This window comes from Rhizobium leguminosarum (genome assembly GCF_019798305.1).
GTDB lineage: Bacteria > Pseudomonadota > Alphaproteobacteria > Rhizobiales > Rhizobiaceae > Rhizobium > Rhizobium leguminosarum_U.
Genome location: NZ_JAAXDD010000006.1, coordinates 250,244 through 268,194 on the forward strand (window position 1 = coordinate 250,244; position 17,951 = coordinate 268,194).

Here is a 17,951-nt window from a genome sequence, read left to right on the forward strand (position 1 = left end):
AGGGCAGCGTTTGCTGCCCTTCGCATTTTTGAATAAAAGAAGTGAGCATGATGTTGTCCGAAAACCGCTCACACTTTTCGGCATCATGCTCTAGGCCCGGACTGGAGCCTTGGCCGGAAGCAGGGCGTTGACCACGACCGCAACGGCGATGTTGGCGGCAAGCGCCAGCAGTCCGGTGTAGACGGTGAAGGGCTCGCCGCCGAGGCTGATCAGATGCAGAGGCTTCCAACCGGCATCCCAGACGAGGAAAGTACCGCCGCCGAAGCCGACGAACCAGCCGGCAAGCAGACCGGGTGCGCGGAACCAGTTGGTATAGAGACCGAAGACCAGGGCCGGAAGCGTCTGCAGGATCCAGATGCCGCCGAGTAGCTGCAGGTCGAGGGCGAATTGCGTCGGCAGGAAGATGATGACGAGAAGCGCACCGACCTTCACCACGAGCGAGGTGATCTTTGCGACCTTGGCCTCGCCTGCATCGCTGACATCAGGATCGACATAGGCTTTCCAGAAATTGCGGGTGAAGAGATTGGCAGCGCCGATGCTCATCACCGCCGCCGGCACCAGCGCACCGATGGCGATCGCCGCAAAGGCGAAGCCGGAGAACCAGCCTGAAAACAGCGTTTTGAACAGCGTCGGAACAACGTCATTGGCGCTGTCGAGCTTCAGGTTGGCGGCATGCCCCATATAGCCGAGCAGCGCCAGAAGGCCGAGCAGCAGCGTATAGGCGGGCAACATGATCGCATTCTTGCGGATCGTCTTGCCGCTGTTGGAGGCAAAGATGCCGGTCAGCGTATGCGGATACATGAAGGCCGCGAGCGCCGAACCCAAAGCGAGTGTGGCATAGGCGACATATTGGTTGCCGCCGAGCAGCAGGTTGCCGGAACCCTTGGCCTGGAAGGCAGCATCGGCCGAGGCGAAGACGTTGGCGTAACCTCCGAGTTTCGACGGGATCAGTGCGACGGCCGCGATCACGACGATATAGAGCATGATGTCCTTGACGAAGGCGATCAGCGCTGGCGCGCGCAGGCCCGCGGAATAAGTGTAGAGCGCCAGCACGATGAAGGCGATCGCCAGCGGCAACTCGCCATGCAGCCCGAGCGCCTTCAGCACCGCGGTCATGCCGACGAGTTGGAGGGCGATGTAGGGCATGGTGGCGATGACGCCGGTTGCCGCTACGGCGAGTTCGAGACCACGCGATCCATACTGACCGTGAACGACGTCGCCAGCCGTCACATAGCCGAAATCCTTGGCGCGCTTCCACAGGACAGGCATGACCATGAAGACGAAGGGATAGACGACGATGGTGTAGGGCAGCGCAAAGAAGCCGTAGGCTCCCACGGTATAGACCAGCGCCGGGACGGCGATCACGGTGTAGGCGGTATAGAAATCGCCGCCGACCAGGAACCAGGTGATCCAGGTGCCGAAATTGCGTCCGCCGAGGCCCCATTCATCGATATGGGCCAGTGTCTCGGGCTTGCGCCAGCGGCTGGCGACGAAGCCCATGACCGTGACCAAAACGAAAAAGAAAATGAAGACGGCAAGTGCCGTACCGTTGATGTCAGTCGTCATGGCGAGTGCTCCGATAGGCGATCCAGGTCAGCGCTGCGGTGATCGGCACCCAGAGAAGCTGATACCAATAGAAGAAGGGAAAGCCGAAAAGAGATGGCTCGCGGACATTGTAGAATGGCGGCCAGAGCAGACCTAGATAGGGAATGACAAGCAGCCAGAGCGCTGCCTTGCTACGTGGTTTTTCCATGTCGGAATACCTTTCAGGCACCGCGGGCGGCGGCCGCCATGTTCCAGTTGTCGGCGTGGAAGGCAGTCTGTCAGCCGGCGGCCGCGGCAGGCCCGGTTCGGGTCGCTCGAGGTTTTTCGACCGATCGGAAGCTGATGTAACGCATGTGAATTCCTCCCAACGGCTCGCACTTGGCCAGCCGTGGATGGAGTCCTATGGCGCCGATTTTAAGCTCGCAAGATCGAGGCGGCGGTGAAATGCCGAGGCCTACCCAGAAGTGGGTAGACGCGATTTATCCGACTTTCGAGACGATGCCATGATCGAGCGCATAGCGGATGAGGCCCGCTGTGGTGGCGATACCGAGCTTCTTCTTGAGGTTCTTGCGATGCGTTTCCGTCGTGGCGGAAGTGATCCCGAGCGTTTCGGCGATCTCCCGGTTGCTTCTGCCGGCAACGATCAGCCCGAGAATGTCGCGTTCGCGCGGCGTCAGGGGATCGCTGCCCTCCTCGGCGCGTTCGCCCATCAGCGCGTCGAACACGCCGGACGAGAAATATGTCCCCCCGCCCGCCACGGTCTCGATCGCCGAGACGATCTCGTCGGTCGAAACGTCTTTCAGGATGTAACCGGCAGCGCCATGCATGACCGAAGAGGAAATATACTCGCGGCTGTCATGCATGGAGAGCATCACGACCCGCGCCTGGGGAAGTTCGTTCCTGAACAATTCGATCGCATCGATGCCGCTCAGCTTCGGCATGTTGATGTCCATCAGCACGACCTGCGGCAGGACCTGCCGGCCGATCTCCAGCCCCGTTTGGGCGAGCCCGGCTGTGCCGGCAACTTCGATATGGTCGAATGTCTCGAGCACGGCCTTCAACCCGTCCAGCACCAGCGGGTGGTTGTCGATCAGGAGCACCCTGATTTTCGGGCGTTCCGTCATGCAGCTTCTGCCTGCTTGCCGGCGGGGAGATTGGCCGATTTCGGCAGCATCGCCGTCAGCGTCGTGCCGGCCTCGTTGCTGTTGATCAGTAGCAGGCCGCGGAAGTGGGCCATCCGCTCCTGCATGTTGCGCAGGCCGAGACCCGATCTGCCGGAGACGCCGTCCTTGACGCCGTCGAAGCCGGTACCGTTGTCGGTGATCGTCATGCGGGCTCGGCTGCCGTCGCTCCAGAGCTTGACCTCGAGCTTGGAGGCGCCCGAGTGGCGTTCGACATTGTTGAACGCTTCCTGTGCGACACGATAAAGCGCGGTATTGGCTTCGGCCTTCAGCGTGTCGGTGAAACCCGAAGCGTCGATCTTCGTCTCGATCCCCGTCCGCTCGGCAAAATGATAACAGAGTGCCTCCAGCGCGGCCGTCAGGCCGAGATCGTCGAGCACGCGCGGGCGGAGATCGTGCGACAGCCGCCTGATTTCCTTGATGGCGCCGTTCAACGCCTCGACACCGCGGTCGATCGTCAGCGCCGCATCGTCGACATTGGTCCTGACCTTGCGGCCGGCAAGATCCATCGCATAGCGCACACCGACGAGATTTTGGGAAATGCCGTCGTGCAACTCGCGTGCAAGCCGCGCGCGCTCTTCTTCCTGGGTATCGATGACCCGCTGCGTAAGGGCCTTGAGTCGGCTGTCGGCCATGCGACGCTCATGGAACGTCAGCAGCATGCAGGTGGTGAAAACGACGAGCACTGAAGGCACGGCGATCAGCGCGACGATGACGAAGGTCCGTTTTATGTTGGCACGCATTCCGGCGTTGGCGGCGGCACTTTGGGCAAAGACGTCATCCAGGTAAACGCCGGTGCCGACGACCCAGTGCCATTTGTCGAGGCTGACGACGAAGGAGAGTTTGTCGGCGATCTGTCCGGTCGATGGTTTCTGCCATTTGTACTGATGCAGGCCCCCGCCCGCTCTTGCCGTGGCGATCAGTTCGGCAATGACTTTGTCGCCATCCGGATCGGTGAGGTCGAGCCAATTATGCCCATGCCGGAAACTCTGGCGCGGATGGACGATGTTGTTGCCGTCGTAATCGTAGACGAAGAAATATCCGTCCTTGCCGTAGTCGAGCGAAGTCAGGATCGCCGCCACCTTTTGCTTGGCGGCTTCGTCGTCGGCACCGGCATTGTCATAGATCGTCTGGATGGCGGACACGGCAAGGTTGGTCAGATTGAGGATCTCGGCTTCCTTGGTCTTCAGCATGTTCTGCTCGAACGTGTCGATGCTGTTCTTGGCGAGGTTTGCCGATTGCCAGGTGATGAAGGTGGTGATCGCAAGGATCGATATGACGAGCGGGACGATCGCCAATGCGATGATCTGGTGTCGTAACGTCAACGATCATTCCTCCCGAGACTTTGCGCCGGGAATTATGCCCTTTGTCAAATGCGAGTCCAGCGGCTTGTCGGTGCCCGATACCTGGCGGCCGGAACCACTGCCGCCGGGGCATGGCGTGCGCTAGTCCAGGGGCACGAACAGGCCGAGCTTGACGTCCCGCAGCACCACATTCGTGTGCATGCGGCGGATCTGCGGATTGTCTGCCATGATCAGTGCGGCGATGTCGTCATAATGCTCGACGTCGCGGGCGGTGACGATTGCGATCAGATCGACTGCGCCGGTGACATAATAGACCTGCTGTATGTGATCCTGCTTTTCCGCCCAGAGGCGGAACTTCGCCAACGCGTCGTAATTGTCCCGCTCGATCTCCATTCCGACGATGAACACCATCGCTGTCCCCGTCGCCTTGCGGTCGACGACGGCCACCTCCGCCCTGATGATCCCTTCCTCGCGTAGCCGCTTCAACCGCCTCTGCACGGCCGAGACCGACAGTCCGATCCGTTCGGCGATCGTTTCGGCTTTCAGCTGGCAGTCGCGCTGAACGATATCGAGAATGTCACGGTCAAAACGATCCAGCTGTTCCATTGTCCAATCCCAATTCTCGCCGCAGCAACTCGCGCATTCTGCCGTACTTGCCGCACGAAGAAGATTATTTTGCATAAAATATGCAGAATAGATGAAAACTGCGCGAAAAAACCGCGTTATTTTATCATTATCCTTCGCAAATTCAATTCACCCGGAACCATGCATGCCAGATCAACCCTTTCCTGCTCTTCGCGTCGAAGATCTCCATAAAAGCTTCGGCTCGCAAGAGGTTCTCAAGGGTATCTCGACGCAGGCCGAGAAGTCCGATGTGATTTCGATCATCGGCTCGTCGGGCTCCGGCAAGAGCACCTTTCTCAGATGCATCAATTTCCTGGAAACGCCGGATCGTGGCCGCATTGCCGTAAACGGCGAGGAGATCGCGCTGAAGATGGGGCGGGGCGGCCGGCTGCAGCCGCGCAGTTGGCGGCAGATCGAACGGATACGGACCGGACTGGGGATGGTCTTCCAGAGTTTCAATCTCTGGGCTCACCGTACGGTGCTGGAAAACGTCATCGAGGCGCCGGTGCACGTCATGGGCATTTCGCGGCGCGACGCCATCGAAAAGGCTGAGGCCCTGCTCCACAAGGTCGGGCTGTTCGACAAGCGCGATGCCTATCCCGCTTTCCTCTCAGGCGGTCAACAACAGCGCGCGGCGATTGCGAGAGCGCTGTGCGTCGATCCTGCTGTCATGCTGTTCGACGAACCGACATCGGCGCTCGATCCGGAGCTGGTCGGCGAGGTCCTGAAGGTCATCCGCGATCTCGCGGAAGAAGGCCGGACCATGCTGATCGTCACGCATGAAATGCGCTTCGCCCGCGATGTCTCCAGCCGTGTTCTCTTCCTGCATCAGGGACGGATCGAGGAAGAAGGCCCGCCGGAGCAGATATTCGGGGCGCCCGTCAGCGCCCGCTGCCGGGAGTTCACCGGCCTCAGCGCCCACTGATGCGCATCGATCTATCATCGACAACACAAACCAGGAGAATCCTGCGAATGAAACTGCTCCCCACACTGTTCGCCGGCGCGGCACTCGTGCTTTCCGCCGTCACCGCACAGGCCGAAGTCCGCTTCGGTGTCATGAACGAATCCTATCCGCCCTTCTTCGCCAAGGACGCCTCCGGCCAATGGCAGGGATGGGAGATCGACCTGATGAACGTTGTGTGCGAGCAGATGAAGGAGAAATGCTCGATCGTCGAAATTTCCTGGGATGGTCTCATTCCGGCTCTCCAGAGCAAGAAGTTCGACGTGATCTGGTCGTCGATGTCGAACACCGCGGAACGCTCGAAGGTGATCGACTTCACCGATAAATATTACAACACGCCGAGCACCTTGATCGGCCCCAAGGACCAGAAGCCGGGCGCCACTGCCGAGGACGTGAAAGGCAAGACCATCGGCATCCAGGTGTCGACGATCCAGTCGGAATATTACAAGAAGTATTTCGCCGAGGCTGCCGAGGAAAAGACCTACCAGACGCTCGACGAAGCGTTCCAGGATCTCGCCTCCGGCCGTATCGACTATGTCTTCGGCGATTCACTGGCGCTTGACGCTTTCCTCAAAAGCGATGGCGGCAAGGATTGCTGCGCCAAGATGGGCGACGTTGCCGACGACAAGGAGATTCTCGGCGCCGGCGTTTCGGGCGGCCTGCGCAAGGAAGACACTGAGCTGAAGGCCAAGCTGAACACGGCGATCGCTGCCGTCCGCGCCAGTGGCCAGTATGACGCCATCAACAAGAAATACTTCGATTTCGACATCTACGGCGCAAAGTAAGCAGCCGGAACGATGGCGACCACGCAACAAGGTATTCTGGACCTGCTGTCTCCCTATCCTCCGGGATGGGGCGGCGTCCTTCTGGCAGGTGCGGTCTCCACGGTCGCCATCTCCGCTTGCGCCTTCGCGATCGGCCTGCTGCTTGGCACGGGCGGCGCGCTTGGAAAGCTTTCGGGCAACCGCATGCTCCGCCTCCTGCTCGATCTCTATACCACGCTGATCCGCGCCGTCCCCGAGCTGATCCTGATCGTCGGGCTCTATTATGCCGGCACCGATGGCCTCAACCGGCTGCTCGCCGCGTTGGAGCTGCCGCCGGTCAATGTGAATGGGTTCGTGGCGGCCGTTGCGGTGCTGGGTTTCGTCCAGGGTGCCTACATGACGGAGGTGCTGCGCGGCGCGATCCTCGCCATTCCCGTCGGCCAGATCGAGGCCGCCAAGGCCTTCGGCATGGGACCGGTACTGAGGTTCCGCCGGGTCCTGCTGCCGGCGCTCCTGCCAAACGCGCTGCCGGGTCTTGCCAATCTGTGGATGTCGGTCACCAAGGACAGCGCGCTGGTGGCGGTCGTCGGCTACCAGGAATTGGCGCTCGCCACCCGTCTTGCCGGGGCAAGCACCAAGCATTACTTCGTCTTTTTCCTTGCTTCGGCCCTTCTCTATCTCGCCATCACGCTTGTTTCCAACGTCGTCTTCAAACTGATCGAGGGACGGGTACGGCGGGCGCAGCCGCGCCTTGCCTGAAGAAAGCGCCCTATGAATTTCACCTGGATCTCTTCCTATTGGCCGCTGCTTCTCACCGGCGCCTGGCAGACTGTTTGCCTGCTGGTAATCTCCGTGGTGTTCGGCTTCGTCCTCGCCATAGGCCTCGCCTTCGCGCAAGTCGGCGGCGGCAGACTGACCCGGATCCTCGCGCGCAGCTACTGCACCTTCTTCCGCGGCACGCCGCTGCTGATACAGCTATGGCTTCTCTACTACGGGGTGGGCTCGCTGCTGCCCATGGTCCCCGGCATTCGCCAGAGCCTGTTCTGGCCGATCCTGCGCGAGGGCTTCTTCTTCGCCGCGGTCAGTTTTACCCTGAACTACGCAGCCTATGAGGCAGAGGTGTTGCGCGGCGCGCTGCTTGCTGTTCCCAAGGGCGAGCTCGAAGCGGGCCGGGCCTTCGGCCTGTCGCCCTGGATGCTGACCCGCCGCATCTGGCTGCCGCGCGCAATTCGCATCGCCCTGCCGACGATTGCAGGAGAGATCGTCATGCAACTCAAGGCGACGCCGCTCGCCTTTACGGTGACGGTCATGGATCTCTACGCCGTGGCAAACAAGGTTCGGCAGGACACGCTGCTCGTCTACGAACCGCTGCTGGTCGTCACCCTCTTCTATCTCGCCTTGACCGCAGTGATCGCCCACGTCTTTCGAGGTCTCGAAGCGCAGGTGCCGGTTCGCCGTTAGGCCGACGGAAAGGGACTGGCCATGAACTCGCTGGCGCACGAACCACGTACATCTCGCCCACTTTACGATGAAAAGCCCCGCGCCGCTGACGGCGCGACAGGTTGAATGGAGACCTCTTGATGAGCACGACACGAATTCTCGATGGCGGCATGAGCCGCGAACTGCTGCGGCTGGGTGCCGAGCTGAAACAACCGGAATGGTCGGCATTGGCGCTGATCAATGCGCCGGATATCGTCCGTAAGGTTCACCAGGAATTCATCGCCGCCGGCTCTGAGGTCGTTACGACAAACAGCTATGCGCTCGTGCCCTTTCACATCGGCGAGGATCGGTTCTGGAAGGAAGGACCAGCGCTGATCCGTCTCGCCGGCCGCTTGGCGCGCGAGGCGGCCGATGCCGTCACGGATCGGAAGGTGCTGGTTGCCGGGTCGCTGCCGCCGATCTTCGGCTCATACGAGCCGCAGAACTTTCAGCCTTCGCGGGTGCAGGACTATCTCGAGGTGCTTGTCGAAAACCTTTCTCCCTTCGTCGATATATGGCTTGGCGAGACGTTGAGCCTGATCGCCGAGGCAGAGGCTGTCCGCAAGGCGGTGGCAACGTCAGGCAAGCCGTTCTGGATTTCGTTCACGTTGGCGGATGACGAGGCGGCGATAAGGGGCGGCGAACCGAGGCTTCGCTCCGATGAAAGGGTCGAGGACGCGGCATCCTGGGTAGCTTCATCGGGCGCCGAAGCCCTCTTGTTCAATTGCAGCAAGCCTGAGGTCATGCAGGCGGCCGTGGAGACGGCGGCGCGCGTGTTCCGGAAGATGGACGCTCATATCGACATCGGCGTCTATGCCAATGCCTTCGAAGGGGAGCAAGGTGAGGCAGCCGCCAATGAAGGCCTGCACGAGACACGCGCCGATCTGAATGACGATGCCTATTCGCGCTATGCCTGCTCCTGGGCCGAGGCCGGCGCGACGATCATCGGCGGTTGCTGCGGCATTGGCGCCGCCCACATCCATCGCTTGAGGAAGACGCTTTTGGGTTAAAGCGGCACGTCTGGAACTCGGCTATTTCGCAATTGTCATTTGGCGTTCGACGCCGTCTTCTGGAGCTCGAGCAGAAGCTCAATCAACTTCGGGGCCATCTCCCTTATTTCTGAAAGGTGAACGGCGCTCAGTCTCGTCAGAAGCGCGTCGGCCTTATCCGTCAGAAGAATCGTCTGGCGGCGCCTGTCGGCCGGATCAGCGTGGCGTTCGACCAATCCGGCATCCGACAACCGCCCGACAAGCTCGGTCGCCGTATGCGGCGCGATGATCAGCCGCTCGGCAAGCATGCCGATGGTCATGGCTTCGCCGCGTTGTCCCTTGATCGCCAAAAGAGCCTGATGTTGCTGCGGGGGCAATCCCTCCGACTGGGCGGCAGAGGCGCTGAAGTCCATGAACTGGCGAAGCGCAAATCTGAGGTCGGCGAGAGCCTCGTAATCCTCTTGCCTCAGGAGCGGCGCGGTCTTCTTCAAAGCACTTCTCCTCTGCCGCAACGGCTGCCAGGATCGGCAGGCCATGCCGCCATCATCGAATAGATGGGCAGTCGCCAGCCGGTCAAGTGAGGCATCTTCATGGGACATTCTCGCCTTCATGCTTTCGCCCGTTGATTTATATCGCATCACGATATATTGACCCGCCTCAACCGTTTCCATTTCCGGCGTAGCAGAGGCTTCCATGGCGCAGCATCCACCAAGCAACCGGCCGCACGATTTCACCGGCGGTCTTTCCCGGCGCGAGGCCGGCGATTTCACCACCGACAGGCGGGTCCTCATCCTGGTCGGCATGTCCATCATTGTCGGCACGTCAGGCGCGTTTGCAGCCTGGTGTCTCGTCAGCCTCATTGCGCTGGTGACGAATGTCATCTGGTTCGGGGAGATCGGCATCCAGCCTGCCTCTCTGGCTGCGGTGCCGCGCTCGCTGTGGGTGGTGCTTGTTCCGCCGCTGGGTGGACTTGTCATCGGATTGATGGCCCGTTTCGGGTCGGAGAAGATCCGCGGCCACGGCATTCCCGAGGCGATCGAGGCCATCCTGATCGGCGGCAGCCGGATGTCGCCGAAGGTCGCGGTCCTGAAGCCGCTGTCCTCGGCAATCTCCATCGGAACCGGCGGCCCGTTCGGCGCCGAGGGGCCGATCATCATGACCGGCGGTGCGATCGGATCGCTGTTCGCGCAATTCTTTCACATGAGTGCGGCCGAGCGGAAAACGCTGCTCGTCGCCGGCGCCGCCGCAGGCATGACGGCGATCTTCGGCTCGCCGATCGCCGCGGTCATGCTGGCGGTCGAACTGCTGTTGTTCGAATGGAAGCCGCGCAGCTTCATTCCCGTCGCCGTTGCCGCCTGCGTGTCGATCTGCTGGCGTCCGCTGCTGTTCGGCGTCGGCCCGCTGTTCCCGACCCACTTCCAGGTGGCCTTGCCCTGGTGGGGTATTTTCGCCTGTGCGGCGGTGGGCATCATCTCCGGCCTGCAATCGGGATTGCTGACGACGCTGCTCTATCGGATCGAGGATCTGTTCGAAGCCTTGCCGATCCACTGGATGTGGTGGCCGGCGCTCGGCGGTCTCGTCATCGGTCTCGGCGGCCTGATCGAACCGCGGTCCATGGGCGTCGGCTACGACATCATCGATGGCCTGCTCAACAACCGGCTGCTCGCCCCGGCGGTGATGTCGATCCTGCTGGTGAAGACCATCATCTGGCTGTTTGCCCTGTCGTCGGGCACCTCCGGTGGCGTCCTCGCGCCACTTCTGATTTTCGGCGGGGCTCTCGGATGGCTGGTCGGCCTTGTCATGCCGGGCAATGATCCCGGCTTCTGGGCGCTGCTCGGAATGGCGGCGATGATGGGTGGAACCATGCGTGCACCGCTGACGGGCACTTTCTTTGCGATGGAGATCACCGGCGACGTCAGCACGCTCGTTCCGCTGCTTGCCGCAACCGTGGTGGCCTATGCCGTCACCGTCCTGCTGCTGCGCCGCTCGATCCTCACCGAGAAGATCGCCCGCCGCGGTCAGCACATCACCCGCGAATATGGCGTCGACCCGTTCGAACTGTCGCGCGCAAGGGAGATCATGATCAGCGATGTCGACACGCTTCCCGTCGCCATGACGGTGGGAGAAGCCTGCGATTTCTTCGCCTCGCAGCAGAAGACGCACCGGATTTATCCGGTGGTCGATGCGACAGGCAGGCTAGCCGGCGTCGTATCGAGAGCCGACGCTTTGCTCTGGCAGGGGAACCCGGACCTCGCCAGCCAGACGCTTGCGGAAAACGTGACGGATGATTCCGTTCCGGTGGGGCATCCCGATGATACGGTCGCATTCATCGCCGATCTGATGCTGTCGACCGGCGACGGACGCATTCCGATCGTCGATCCGACCTCAGGGAAATTGTGCGGCCTGATCGCCCGCAAAGATCTGCTGCGGCTGCGCAGTTCCTACAGGTCGGCGGAACTGGATCGGCGCCCGTATCTCACCGCCGGCTCGAAGAGCAAGTCGCGGTAGCGCCGCGGGCGTCCTCCGCATCGCTACTGCTACTGCCGCGCGCCGCATGGATCAGGTCCCATGCGGTGCGCGCGCTTCAAGACGTCAATGCAGCCCGAACAGGTTCAGCAACTCTTCGCGGTGTCGAACGAATTCCGGTGCGCTGCGGTCGCGGGGACGGGGCAGGTCGATTTCGATCAGACGCGGCTCGCCGCCCTTCTCCCGTGGCAGGATGAGGATCCGGTCGGCCAGATAGATCGCCTCCTCGAGATCGTGGGTGACGAGAATGGTCGTCACATCCTCATCGCGCCAGATCCGTGCGAGTTCCTGCTGCATGCCGATCTTGGTCATCGCGTCGAGCGCGCCGAGCGGTTCGTCGAGCAGCAGGATCTCCGGCTGGACGGCCAGAGCCCGGGCGATGCCGACGCGCTGGGCCATGCCGCCCGACAGCTGCCGGGGATAGGCAGCCTCGAACTGCTGCAGGCCGACGAGCTTGACATAATGGCGCGCCCGTCCCCTCGCCTGCTCACGCGGCAGGCCGCTAGTTTCCAGCCCGAAGGAGACATTGTCGAGCACGGTCAGCCAGGGCAGAAGGCGCGGTTCCTGAAAGATGACGGCGCGCTCTGCGCCGACGCCTCGCACCGCCTTGCCATCGACGAGGACCTCGCCCGTGTCGGAATCCTCAAGACCGGCCAGAACCCTGAGCAGGGTCGTCTTGCCCGAGCCGCTGGCGCCGACGATGGCGAGGCTTTCGCCGGAGCGGACGTGGAGGTTGACATCCCTGAGGACCTGCAGCGGTGTCCCGTTCAACCTGTAGGATTTGGAGAGGTGACGGATCGTCACCTCTCCGCGGCGCGTGTCCTCAGCGATGCTCATCACCATTCCTCAGTTGCTTGCCGGCTTGGCATCGGCGGTCAAGAGGATGTCCTTGGCGGCCAGCTGGCCCTGCTTCAGCTTGCCTTCGCGAACCAGGACGTCAATCCAGAACTGGATGTCGCGCTCGACCGGCAGACCGCCGGCACGCACCCCATAGCCTCGAAAGTACTGGGCGATATCAGCGTTCTCGCCGCGCTCGCTGAGTGCCTTGGCGAGGATCTTCTTGGTTTCCTCCGGATGTTCGCGGGCATAGTCGAGGGCGCGGGCCGACTGCTCGACGAAAATCTTTGCAGCTTCAGGATGTTCGCGAGCGAAATCACGGCGCAGGACCACGAAGCCCCCGGATATGTCTCCAAGCACGTCGGTATCGTCGAAAATCGGACGCAGGCCGCCATTCTTCAGCGCAGCCCCCTCGAAGGTCGTCTGCCAGTAGCCGAAGGCGGCAATATCGACCTGCTTGGAGCGCAGCACCTGTTCGAGCTGCGGCCCGGGAACGACAAGCTGATTGGCTGCGTCCGCCGGCAGGCCGACGGAATGCAAGGCTTCGCGGATGGTATAGTCGAGATGCGCGCCGAGTGTATTGACCGCGATGCTCTTGCCGGCAATGTCCTTGATACTCTTGATCGGGCTGTCTTCCAGCACGTAGAAGGTCGACTGCACCTCGTTATTGATGCCGTTCGAGGGATAGGCGGCGACGAAATCATTGCCGCCGATGATCGAATTCAGGACGGCGGAAGTTGCGGCGCTGCCGATCTCGACATCACCCGATGCCAGGGCGATCAGGGAGGCCGGGCCGCCCTGGGCGTAGCCGACATTTTCGAGCGTGATGCCCGTTCCGTCGAAATAGCCGAGTTCGGCGGCGAGTTCATGAGCGGCAAGACCACCCTGGCTGGCGAGATAGCGCAGCTTCACCGTGTCGGCGGCCGCGGCGGGTGAGGTTAGGCCGAGAGCGATCACTGCCGGCAGGAGGAGGTTGCGGGGATGGAATGTCATCTGGTGGTGCCTTTCGGAAGAGGAAAATCGGTGAAAGCAGGTCAGCGGCTCGGCTGAGACCAGCGGCAGAGACGGCGCTGCAAGAGAACGAGCAAGGCATTGGCGGCAAGCCCGAGGAAGGCGAGCAGAAGGATCGCCGCAAACATCAGCGGGATCTGAAAATTGTACTGCGCGTTCATCACCTGGAAGCCGATGCCCTTGTTGGCGCCGATCATCTCGGCGGCAATCAACAGCAGAAGCGCAGTCGTCGCCGAAAGACGCAAGCCGACGAAGATCGCCGGTACCGACGCCGGCAGGATGACGCGGCGGAAGATGGTCAGCGGTCCGGCGCCATAGGTCCGCGCCATCTCGATGAGCTTCTTGTCCACCTCCTTGACGCCGCCGATCGTGGCGAGCAGCACCGGAAACAGTGTCGCCCAGAAGATCACGAAGATCTTCGATGTTTCGCCGAGGCCAAGCAGCAGGATGAAGACCGGGTAGAGCGCCAGTGCCGAGGTCTGGCGGAAGAGCTGAAGGATCGGATCGAGCGCCTGTTCGACCGCACGAACCTGACCCATGAACAGGCCGAGCGGAATGCCGATCACCACGGCAAAGGCGAAGGCGGTTCCGGATCGCTGCAGGCTGATAGCGATATCATCGAGCAGCGCGCCGTTGGCAAGATTGGTCCAAAGAGCGGACAGGATCACGTCTAGGGGCGGGAAGATAGCGGGATTGACCCAGCCTCTGGTGCTCGACACCTGCCAGAATAAGAGGAAGCCGATGAGAAGGCCGTAGCGCGGCAAAAGCGATGCGAGCACCCCGCGCACTTGCAAGGCGAGAGTGGAAATATGGCTTTCGCTGTTTTTCAGGCGGCCGAAGCTTCTCGGAAGAACCTGGTTGATTTCATAGGACATCGACCGCTCCTCACTCTGCTGCCTGGAGAGCTGCTTGTTCTGCAGCCCATCGATTGGTCGGGAAAGGCAGGCCGAGGTTTTCTCGAAGCGTCTTGCCCTCATAGGCCGTGCGGAACAGGCCGCGGCGCTGCAGTTCCGGAATGACCAGATCGACGAAATCGTCGAGCGCCGTCGGCAGCCAGGGCGGCAGAATGTTGAAGCCGTCGGCAGCTTCGTTCTCGAACCACTTCTGCAGCGTATCGGCGATCTGTTCGGGTGTTCCGACGATGGTGTAGTGACCGCGGGCAGACGCGATCCACTGATAGAGCTGGCGGATGGTGAAGTTGTTTTCGTCGGCGATCTGGCGGATGAGGGCCTGGCGGCTCTTCATGCCTTCCGTCGGCGGCGCCGGTGGTAGAGGGCCGTCGAGGTCATAGCCGTGCAGGTCGAGCGTGCCGCCGGTCAGGCCATTGAGGAGGCCGATCCCGTCCTCTTCGACGATGAGCGACGTCAGACGGTCGTATTTCTCGCGCGCCTCTGCCTCGGTCCTGCCGACGAAAGCGGATACGCCGGGCATGACGAGGATATGATCGGGGTTTCGGCCGAGAGCGCGGGCGCGTGCCTTGATATCCCGGTAGAACTCCTGGGCGGTTTCGATATGCTGATGGGCGGTGAAGATGACTTCGGCCGTTGCTGCGGCGAGCCCGCGTCCATCTTCGGATTGCCCGGCCTGGACGATGACGGGATGCCCCTGCGGCGACCGCGACACGTTGAGCGGACCGCGCACGCTGAAATGTTCGCCGCGGTGATCGGTGTCGTGCAGCTTCGCCGGATCGAAGAACACGCCGGATTGCTTGTCCCGGATGAACGCGTCGTCTTCGAAGCTTTCCCAGAGCTTGCGGACAACGTCGACGTGTTCGGCAGCGCGGCGATATCGGTCGGCATGCGGAAGCTGGGTATCGCGATTGAAGTTCTGTGCCGTCAGGTCGCCCGTCGTGGTGACGACATTCCAGCCGGCACGGCCCTCCGAGATCAGATCCAGCGAGGCGAATTTGCGGGCGGTCGTGTAAGGCTCTTCGTAGGTGGTCGAGGACGTGGCGATAAAGCCGAGATGGGTGGTGAAAGGCGCAATGGCCGAGAACAATGTCACGGGTTCGAAGCCGGCCACGCGGGCGTTGCCGCCTTCACGCGCACCGCCGAAACCGACAGCCAGCCCGTCGGCGAGGAAATAAGCATCGAAGAGGCCACGCTCAGCCGTCAAGGCAAGACGTTTGTGAAACTCGAAACTGGTCGCGCCGTCGGCCGGTTGGTCGGGATGCCGCCATGACGCAACATGCTGTCCGCCACCGGGAAGAAATGCTCCAAGCCTGATTTTCCGTGTCATTTCGTGTCCTCTCCGTTTTCCGTCAACAGCCCGGTCTTCTCCAGGGCCAAGTATTCAATTGGCTGCTGGGTTGCTAAAATACGTTCTCCATAGAATTTATAGAGAAACTGAATTTCATAGTTTCGGAGGAAGGGTGAATAGATTTCCCGGTTTGCCGTGAAATCGGAAATCAACGGTCAGGGCGACTATCCCGGGGGTATGCGGGCGCGGACCGGCAGATGGGATCTGCGGGCGTGGCGAAGAGCCCGGCCGAGACGACAAATAGCAATAGGTCTTCTGAGCGTCTTATGCCCGCTTGCAGCCCCGCCGGAGCGAGCAGGATCCAGTTTGACGAGCATGCAAGGGAATGGCGGCTTTCGCACGAACGTCCGTGCTACCTGAGATCAATGCCTTCATGTGCTCAGGGCATCAGCCTCGTTTTGGCCGGGTCGGGGCATGGTCGAGGCCTGCGGCGGCCTTCTTCAGGCAGTCGAGGTAGCGGTCCCGGTTGGCGATGCCATCGTCGCGTGGCGTGACGAGGCAGAGCGTTGCGGCTGCATGGCCTTCCTCGCCCCGCACCGGTACGGCAAAACAGTGCGTGAAGCTGTCGACGATGCTGTTGAAGGTGAAGAGACCTTCACGCTCGGCCTGGCGCACCTCGGCGATGAAGGTTTGCGGCTCAAGCCATTCGCCGTTCGGCAGGCGAAAATCCTGCGGCGGAATGAAGTTCAAGATGTCCTGATCCGACAGGTGTGCGACGAGCAGGCGGCCCGACGCCGTCCACGGGATCGGCACCGACTGCCCGACATCCGTCGAAATGCGGAAGGGGCGCGCGCCTTCGCGCATGCGAACGACCGTGTATCTGTTTCCATCCAGCATGCAGAACTGCGCCGTTTCCCGCGTCTCGTCGGCAAGCTGTTCCAGCGCCGCCTCGCATTCGCGGGTGAAGTCGAAATGGTTCTCATAGGCTGCGCCGAGGAAATACAGTTTGCGGCCGAGATAGACACGCCCCTCGCCGCCGGTGAATTCCAGGATACCATTCTGCAGCAGCAGGTTTACGAGCTCGTAAACCGATGAGCGCGGCGCGCCGATCTGCGCGGCGATTTCATTCGGCTTCAGGGCCTGCCGTTTCTGGCGCAGGAAATCGAGGATCTCGAAGGCGCGGTCGAGCCCTCGGGCGCGTTTACCGGCTGCTTCGTCCTGAACTGCATCCATTGTTCTCGATCCTTTTTGCCCGGCCAAGCTTTTCAAGCCGACTGCCGCATCTGTCAATCGATCCCGTCATTCCTAGCGAATGAAATTTTCCCACCCCTCTTGCGAGGTAGAAAAATCGGCATAAGATCGCCTCGTCCGGTATATAGATCACATGTACATTATATTGGACATTGATGGCAAGCCGTCAACGCTGCCGCACACAAAAAAGGGGATCGACATGAAGAATCTTGAAAACGGCATTTCCGCTTCGCTACGCCGCCGCCTTCTCGCGGGTGCTGCCACCGCTGCGGCACTCCTCGTCTTTTCGGCCGGTACGGCCTCGGCCGCCGCCAATTGCATCAAGGGTGACAGGAAAGCGCCCTATACGATCGGCTGGGCGAACATCTATTCGGTGCCGACCTGGATGAAGCAGACCGAAGGCACCATCACGGCCGAAGTGGAGGAGCTGAAGAAGGCGGGCCTCGTCAAGGACCTGATGATTACCGACGCGCAGGGTAACGCCCAGACGCAGATCCAGCATATCCAGTCGATGATCGACGCCAATGTCGACGCCATCGTGGTGATCGCCGGTTCCTCCAACGCGCTTGACCGCGTCATATCAGATGCCTGCGACAAGGGCATCGCCGTCGTGAATTTCGACAGCCTTGTCAATACCGACAAGGTGACGGCGAAGATCAACACCGATTCCAACGAATGGGGCGCGACCGCTGCCAAGTGGATGGTCAGCCAGCTCGGCGGCAAGGGCAAGATCATCGTCATGAACGGCCCGGCTGGCATTTCGGTGAGCGACGACCGCCGCAAGGGCGCCCAGCCGGTCCTCGACGCCAATCCGGGTCTCCAGGTGATCACCGAGACAAACACCGAATATAATGTCGCCCCGGCACAGGAAGCGATGACCAGCCTGCTCTTCGCCAATCCCGAAATCGACGGCGTGCTGTCGCTCGGCGGCGCGCTATCGGCCGGCTCCGTCCTCGCCTTCGAGCGCCAAGGCCGCGACCAGGTGCCGACAACAGGCGAAAACGCCCGGCAGTTCCTGGAACTCTGGAAGGAGAAGGGCCTGAAGGGCTGGGCGACCATGCAGCCCAACTGGCTCGGCGCGCTTTCCGTTTACACCGCCGTGCAGGCGCTGGAAGGCAAGGACGTTCCGGCCTTCGTCAAGGTGCCGCTGCCCGTCATCGACGACAGCACGATCGGCAGCTATCTCGCCCGAGCCGACAAGTTCCCGGCTGATGGCTATATCTACTCGGACTACGACAAGGCGCTCTTCGACAAGCTGCTTGCCGCCAAGTAATCCGCCT

General features: G+C 61.5%; 18 protein-coding genes. 7 read left to right on the top strand and 11 right to left on the bottom strand.

Features of this window, described 5'->3' with window-relative positions:
• Nucleotides 1–90: 90 nt before the first annotated feature.
• From mctP to HFO99_RS13005, 5 genes are all read right to left on the bottom strand, one after another.
• Nucleotides 91–1,566 carry a monocarboxylate uptake permease MctP gene (gene mctP / locus HFO99_RS12985; RefSeq protein ID WP_222361596.1) on the bottom strand — a complete coding sequence of 492 codons (1,476 nt, stop codon included), beginning with the start codon at nucleotides 1,564–1,566 and terminating at the stop codon, nucleotides 91–93.
• A complete protein-coding gene (locus tag HFO99_RS12990; protein WP_003555492.1) occupies nucleotides 1,556–1,753 on the bottom strand; it encodes a DUF3311 domain-containing protein in 198 nt (65 codons plus the stop codon). Before HFO99_RS12990 ends, mctP begins: the two co-directional genes overlap by 11 nt.
• 271 nt (nucleotides 1,754–2,024) lie before the next feature.
• Nucleotides 2,025–2,669 carry a response regulator transcription factor gene (gene mctR / locus HFO99_RS12995; RefSeq protein WP_222334440.1) on the bottom strand — a complete coding sequence of 215 codons (645 nt, stop codon included), beginning with the start codon at nucleotides 2,667–2,669 and terminating at the stop codon, nucleotides 2,025–2,027.
• Complete coding sequence (gene mctS / locus HFO99_RS13000) at nucleotides 2,666–4,051, bottom strand: sensor histidine kinase MctS (RefSeq protein ID WP_222361598.1); 1,386 nt, start codon at nucleotides 4,049–4,051, stop codon at nucleotides 2,666–2,668. The genes mctR and mctS overlap by 4 nt, the downstream gene beginning before the upstream one ends.
• A gap of 120 nt (nucleotides 4,052–4,171) precedes the next feature.
• Nucleotides 4,172–4,636, bottom strand: a complete 465-nt coding sequence (locus HFO99_RS13005; RefSeq protein ID WP_011654432.1) for an Lrp/AsnC family transcriptional regulator — start codon at nucleotides 4,634–4,636, stop codon at nucleotides 4,172–4,174.
• Nucleotides 4,637–4,799: 163 nt separating this feature from the next.
• Here HFO99_RS13005 and HFO99_RS13010 point away from each other — a divergent pair, with 163 nt between their 5' ends.
• From HFO99_RS13010 to HFO99_RS13030, 5 genes are all read left to right on the top strand, one after another.
• Complete coding sequence (locus HFO99_RS13010; RefSeq protein WP_222361600.1) at nucleotides 4,800–5,579, top strand: ABC transporter ATP-binding protein; 780 nt, start codon at nucleotides 4,800–4,802, stop codon at nucleotides 5,577–5,579.
• A 47-nt stretch (nucleotides 5,580–5,626) separates the two neighbouring features.
• Nucleotides 5,627–6,400, top strand: coding sequence for a transporter substrate-binding domain-containing protein (locus HFO99_RS13015; RefSeq protein ID WP_222251678.1), 774 nt, complete (start codon nucleotides 5,627–5,629; stop codon nucleotides 6,398–6,400).
• Nucleotides 6,401–6,412: 12 nt separating this feature from the next.
• Nucleotides 6,413–7,138, top strand: a complete 726-nt coding sequence (locus HFO99_RS13020) for an ABC transporter permease (protein WP_222334443.1) — start codon at nucleotides 6,413–6,415, stop codon at nucleotides 7,136–7,138.
• 12 nt (nucleotides 7,139–7,150) lie between these two features.
• On the top strand, nucleotides 7,151–7,840 hold the full coding sequence (locus HFO99_RS13025) for an ABC transporter permease (protein WP_222334444.1): 690 nt from the start codon (nucleotides 7,151–7,153) through the stop codon (nucleotides 7,838–7,840).
• Between the two features lie 119 nt (nucleotides 7,841–7,959).
• Complete coding sequence (locus HFO99_RS13030; protein ID WP_222361602.1) at nucleotides 7,960–8,868, top strand: homocysteine S-methyltransferase family protein; 909 nt, start codon at nucleotides 7,960–7,962, stop codon at nucleotides 8,866–8,868.
• A gap of 35 nt (nucleotides 8,869–8,903) precedes the next feature.
• Here HFO99_RS13030 and HFO99_RS13035 read toward each other — a convergent pair whose 3' ends face one another.
• Nucleotides 8,904–9,338: a MarR family winged helix-turn-helix transcriptional regulator gene (locus HFO99_RS13035; RefSeq protein ID WP_222334646.1), complete on the bottom strand. Its 435-nt coding sequence runs from the start codon at nucleotides 9,336–9,338 to the stop codon at nucleotides 8,904–8,906.
• A gap of 202 nt (nucleotides 9,339–9,540) precedes the next feature.
• On the opposite strand from HFO99_RS13035, the gene HFO99_RS13040 reads away from it, so the two are divergent.
• Nucleotides 9,541–11,355: a chloride channel protein gene (locus HFO99_RS13040; RefSeq protein ID WP_222334446.1), complete on the top strand. Its 1,815-nt coding sequence runs from the start codon at nucleotides 9,541–9,543 to the stop codon at nucleotides 11,353–11,355.
• 84 nt (nucleotides 11,356–11,439) lie between these two features.
• Here the strand turns inward: HFO99_RS13040 and HFO99_RS13045 are convergent, their stop codons facing one another.
• The 5 genes from HFO99_RS13045 to HFO99_RS13065 form a co-directional block, all read right to left on the bottom strand.
• On the bottom strand, nucleotides 11,440–12,210 hold the full coding sequence (locus tag HFO99_RS13045; protein ID WP_222361604.1) for an ABC transporter ATP-binding protein: 771 nt from the start codon (nucleotides 12,208–12,210) through the stop codon (nucleotides 11,440–11,442).
• A 9-nt stretch (nucleotides 12,211–12,219) separates the two neighbouring features.
• Nucleotides 12,220–13,203 carry an ABC transporter substrate-binding protein gene (locus HFO99_RS13050; RefSeq protein WP_222334448.1) on the bottom strand — a complete coding sequence of 328 codons (984 nt, stop codon included), beginning with the start codon at nucleotides 13,201–13,203 and terminating at the stop codon, nucleotides 12,220–12,222.
• Between the two features lie 41 nt (nucleotides 13,204–13,244).
• Nucleotides 13,245–14,096: an ABC transporter permease gene (locus tag HFO99_RS13055; protein WP_221974036.1), complete on the bottom strand. Its 852-nt coding sequence runs from the start codon at nucleotides 14,094–14,096 to the stop codon at nucleotides 13,245–13,247.
• A 10-nt stretch (nucleotides 14,097–14,106) separates the two neighbouring features.
• Entirely contained in the window at nucleotides 14,107–15,459 is a 1,353-nt protein-coding gene (locus HFO99_RS13060; RefSeq protein WP_222361606.1) for an LLM class flavin-dependent oxidoreductase, read from the bottom strand.
• 408 nt (nucleotides 15,460–15,867) lie between these two features.
• Complete coding sequence (locus tag HFO99_RS13065) at nucleotides 15,868–16,653, bottom strand: IclR family transcriptional regulator (RefSeq protein ID WP_012760654.1); 786 nt, start codon at nucleotides 16,651–16,653, stop codon at nucleotides 15,868–15,870.
• Nucleotides 16,654–16,870: 217 nt separating this feature from the next.
• Between HFO99_RS13065 and HFO99_RS13070 the strand changes: the two genes are divergently transcribed.
• Nucleotides 16,871–17,944 carry an ABC transporter substrate-binding protein gene (locus tag HFO99_RS13070; protein WP_222361608.1) on the top strand — a complete coding sequence of 358 codons (1,074 nt, stop codon included), beginning with the start codon at nucleotides 16,871–16,873 and terminating at the stop codon, nucleotides 17,942–17,944.
• Nucleotides 17,945–17,951: the final 7 nt, after the last annotated feature.

Coding starts and splice junctions, on each gene's coding strand:
- mctP (WP_222361596.1), bottom strand. CDS start 1,566: ATGACGACTGACATCAACGGTACGGCACTTGCCGTCTTCATTTTCTTT.
- HFO99_RS12990 (WP_003555492.1), bottom strand. CDS start 1,753: ATGGAAAAACCACGTAGCAAGGCAGCGCTCTGGCTGCTTGTCATTCCC.
- mctR (WP_222334440.1), bottom strand. CDS start 2,669: ATGACGGAACGCCCGAAAATCAGGGTGCTCCTGATCGACAACCACCCG.
- HFO99_RS13005 (WP_011654432.1), bottom strand. CDS start 4,636: ATGGAACAGCTGGATCGTTTTGACCGTGACATTCTCGATATCGTTCAG.
- HFO99_RS13010 (WP_222361600.1), top strand. CDS start 4,800: ATGCCAGATCAACCCTTTCCTGCTCTTCGCGTCGAAGATCTCCATAAA.
- HFO99_RS13015 (WP_222251678.1), top strand. CDS start 5,627: ATGAAACTGCTCCCCACACTGTTCGCCGGCGCGGCACTCGTGCTTTCC.
- HFO99_RS13020 (WP_222334443.1), top strand. CDS start 6,413: ATGGCGACCACGCAACAAGGTATTCTGGACCTGCTGTCTCCCTATCCT.
- HFO99_RS13025 (WP_222334444.1), top strand. CDS start 7,151: ATGAATTTCACCTGGATCTCTTCCTATTGGCCGCTGCTTCTCACCGGC.
- HFO99_RS13030 (WP_222361602.1), top strand. CDS start 7,960: ATGAGCACGACACGAATTCTCGATGGCGGCATGAGCCGCGAACTGCTG.
- HFO99_RS13040 (WP_222334446.1), top strand. CDS start 9,541: ATGGCGCAGCATCCACCAAGCAACCGGCCGCACGATTTCACCGGCGGT.
- HFO99_RS13045 (WP_222361604.1), bottom strand. CDS start 12,210: ATGAGCATCGCTGAGGACACGCGCCGCGGAGAGGTGACGATCCGTCAC.
- HFO99_RS13050 (WP_222334448.1), bottom strand. CDS start 13,203: ATGACATTCCATCCCCGCAACCTCCTCCTGCCGGCAGTGATCGCTCTC.
- HFO99_RS13055 (WP_221974036.1), bottom strand. CDS start 14,096: ATGTCCTATGAAATCAACCAGGTTCTTCCGAGAAGCTTCGGCCGCCTG.
- HFO99_RS13060 (WP_222361606.1), bottom strand. CDS start 15,459: ATGACACGGAAAATCAGGCTTGGAGCATTTCTTCCCGGTGGCGGACAG.
- HFO99_RS13065 (WP_012760654.1), bottom strand. CDS start 16,653: ATGGATGCAGTTCAGGACGAAGCAGCCGGTAAACGCGCCCGAGGGCTC.
- HFO99_RS13070 (WP_222361608.1), top strand. CDS start 16,871: ATGAAGAATCTTGAAAACGGCATTTCCGCTTCGCTACGCCGCCGCCTT.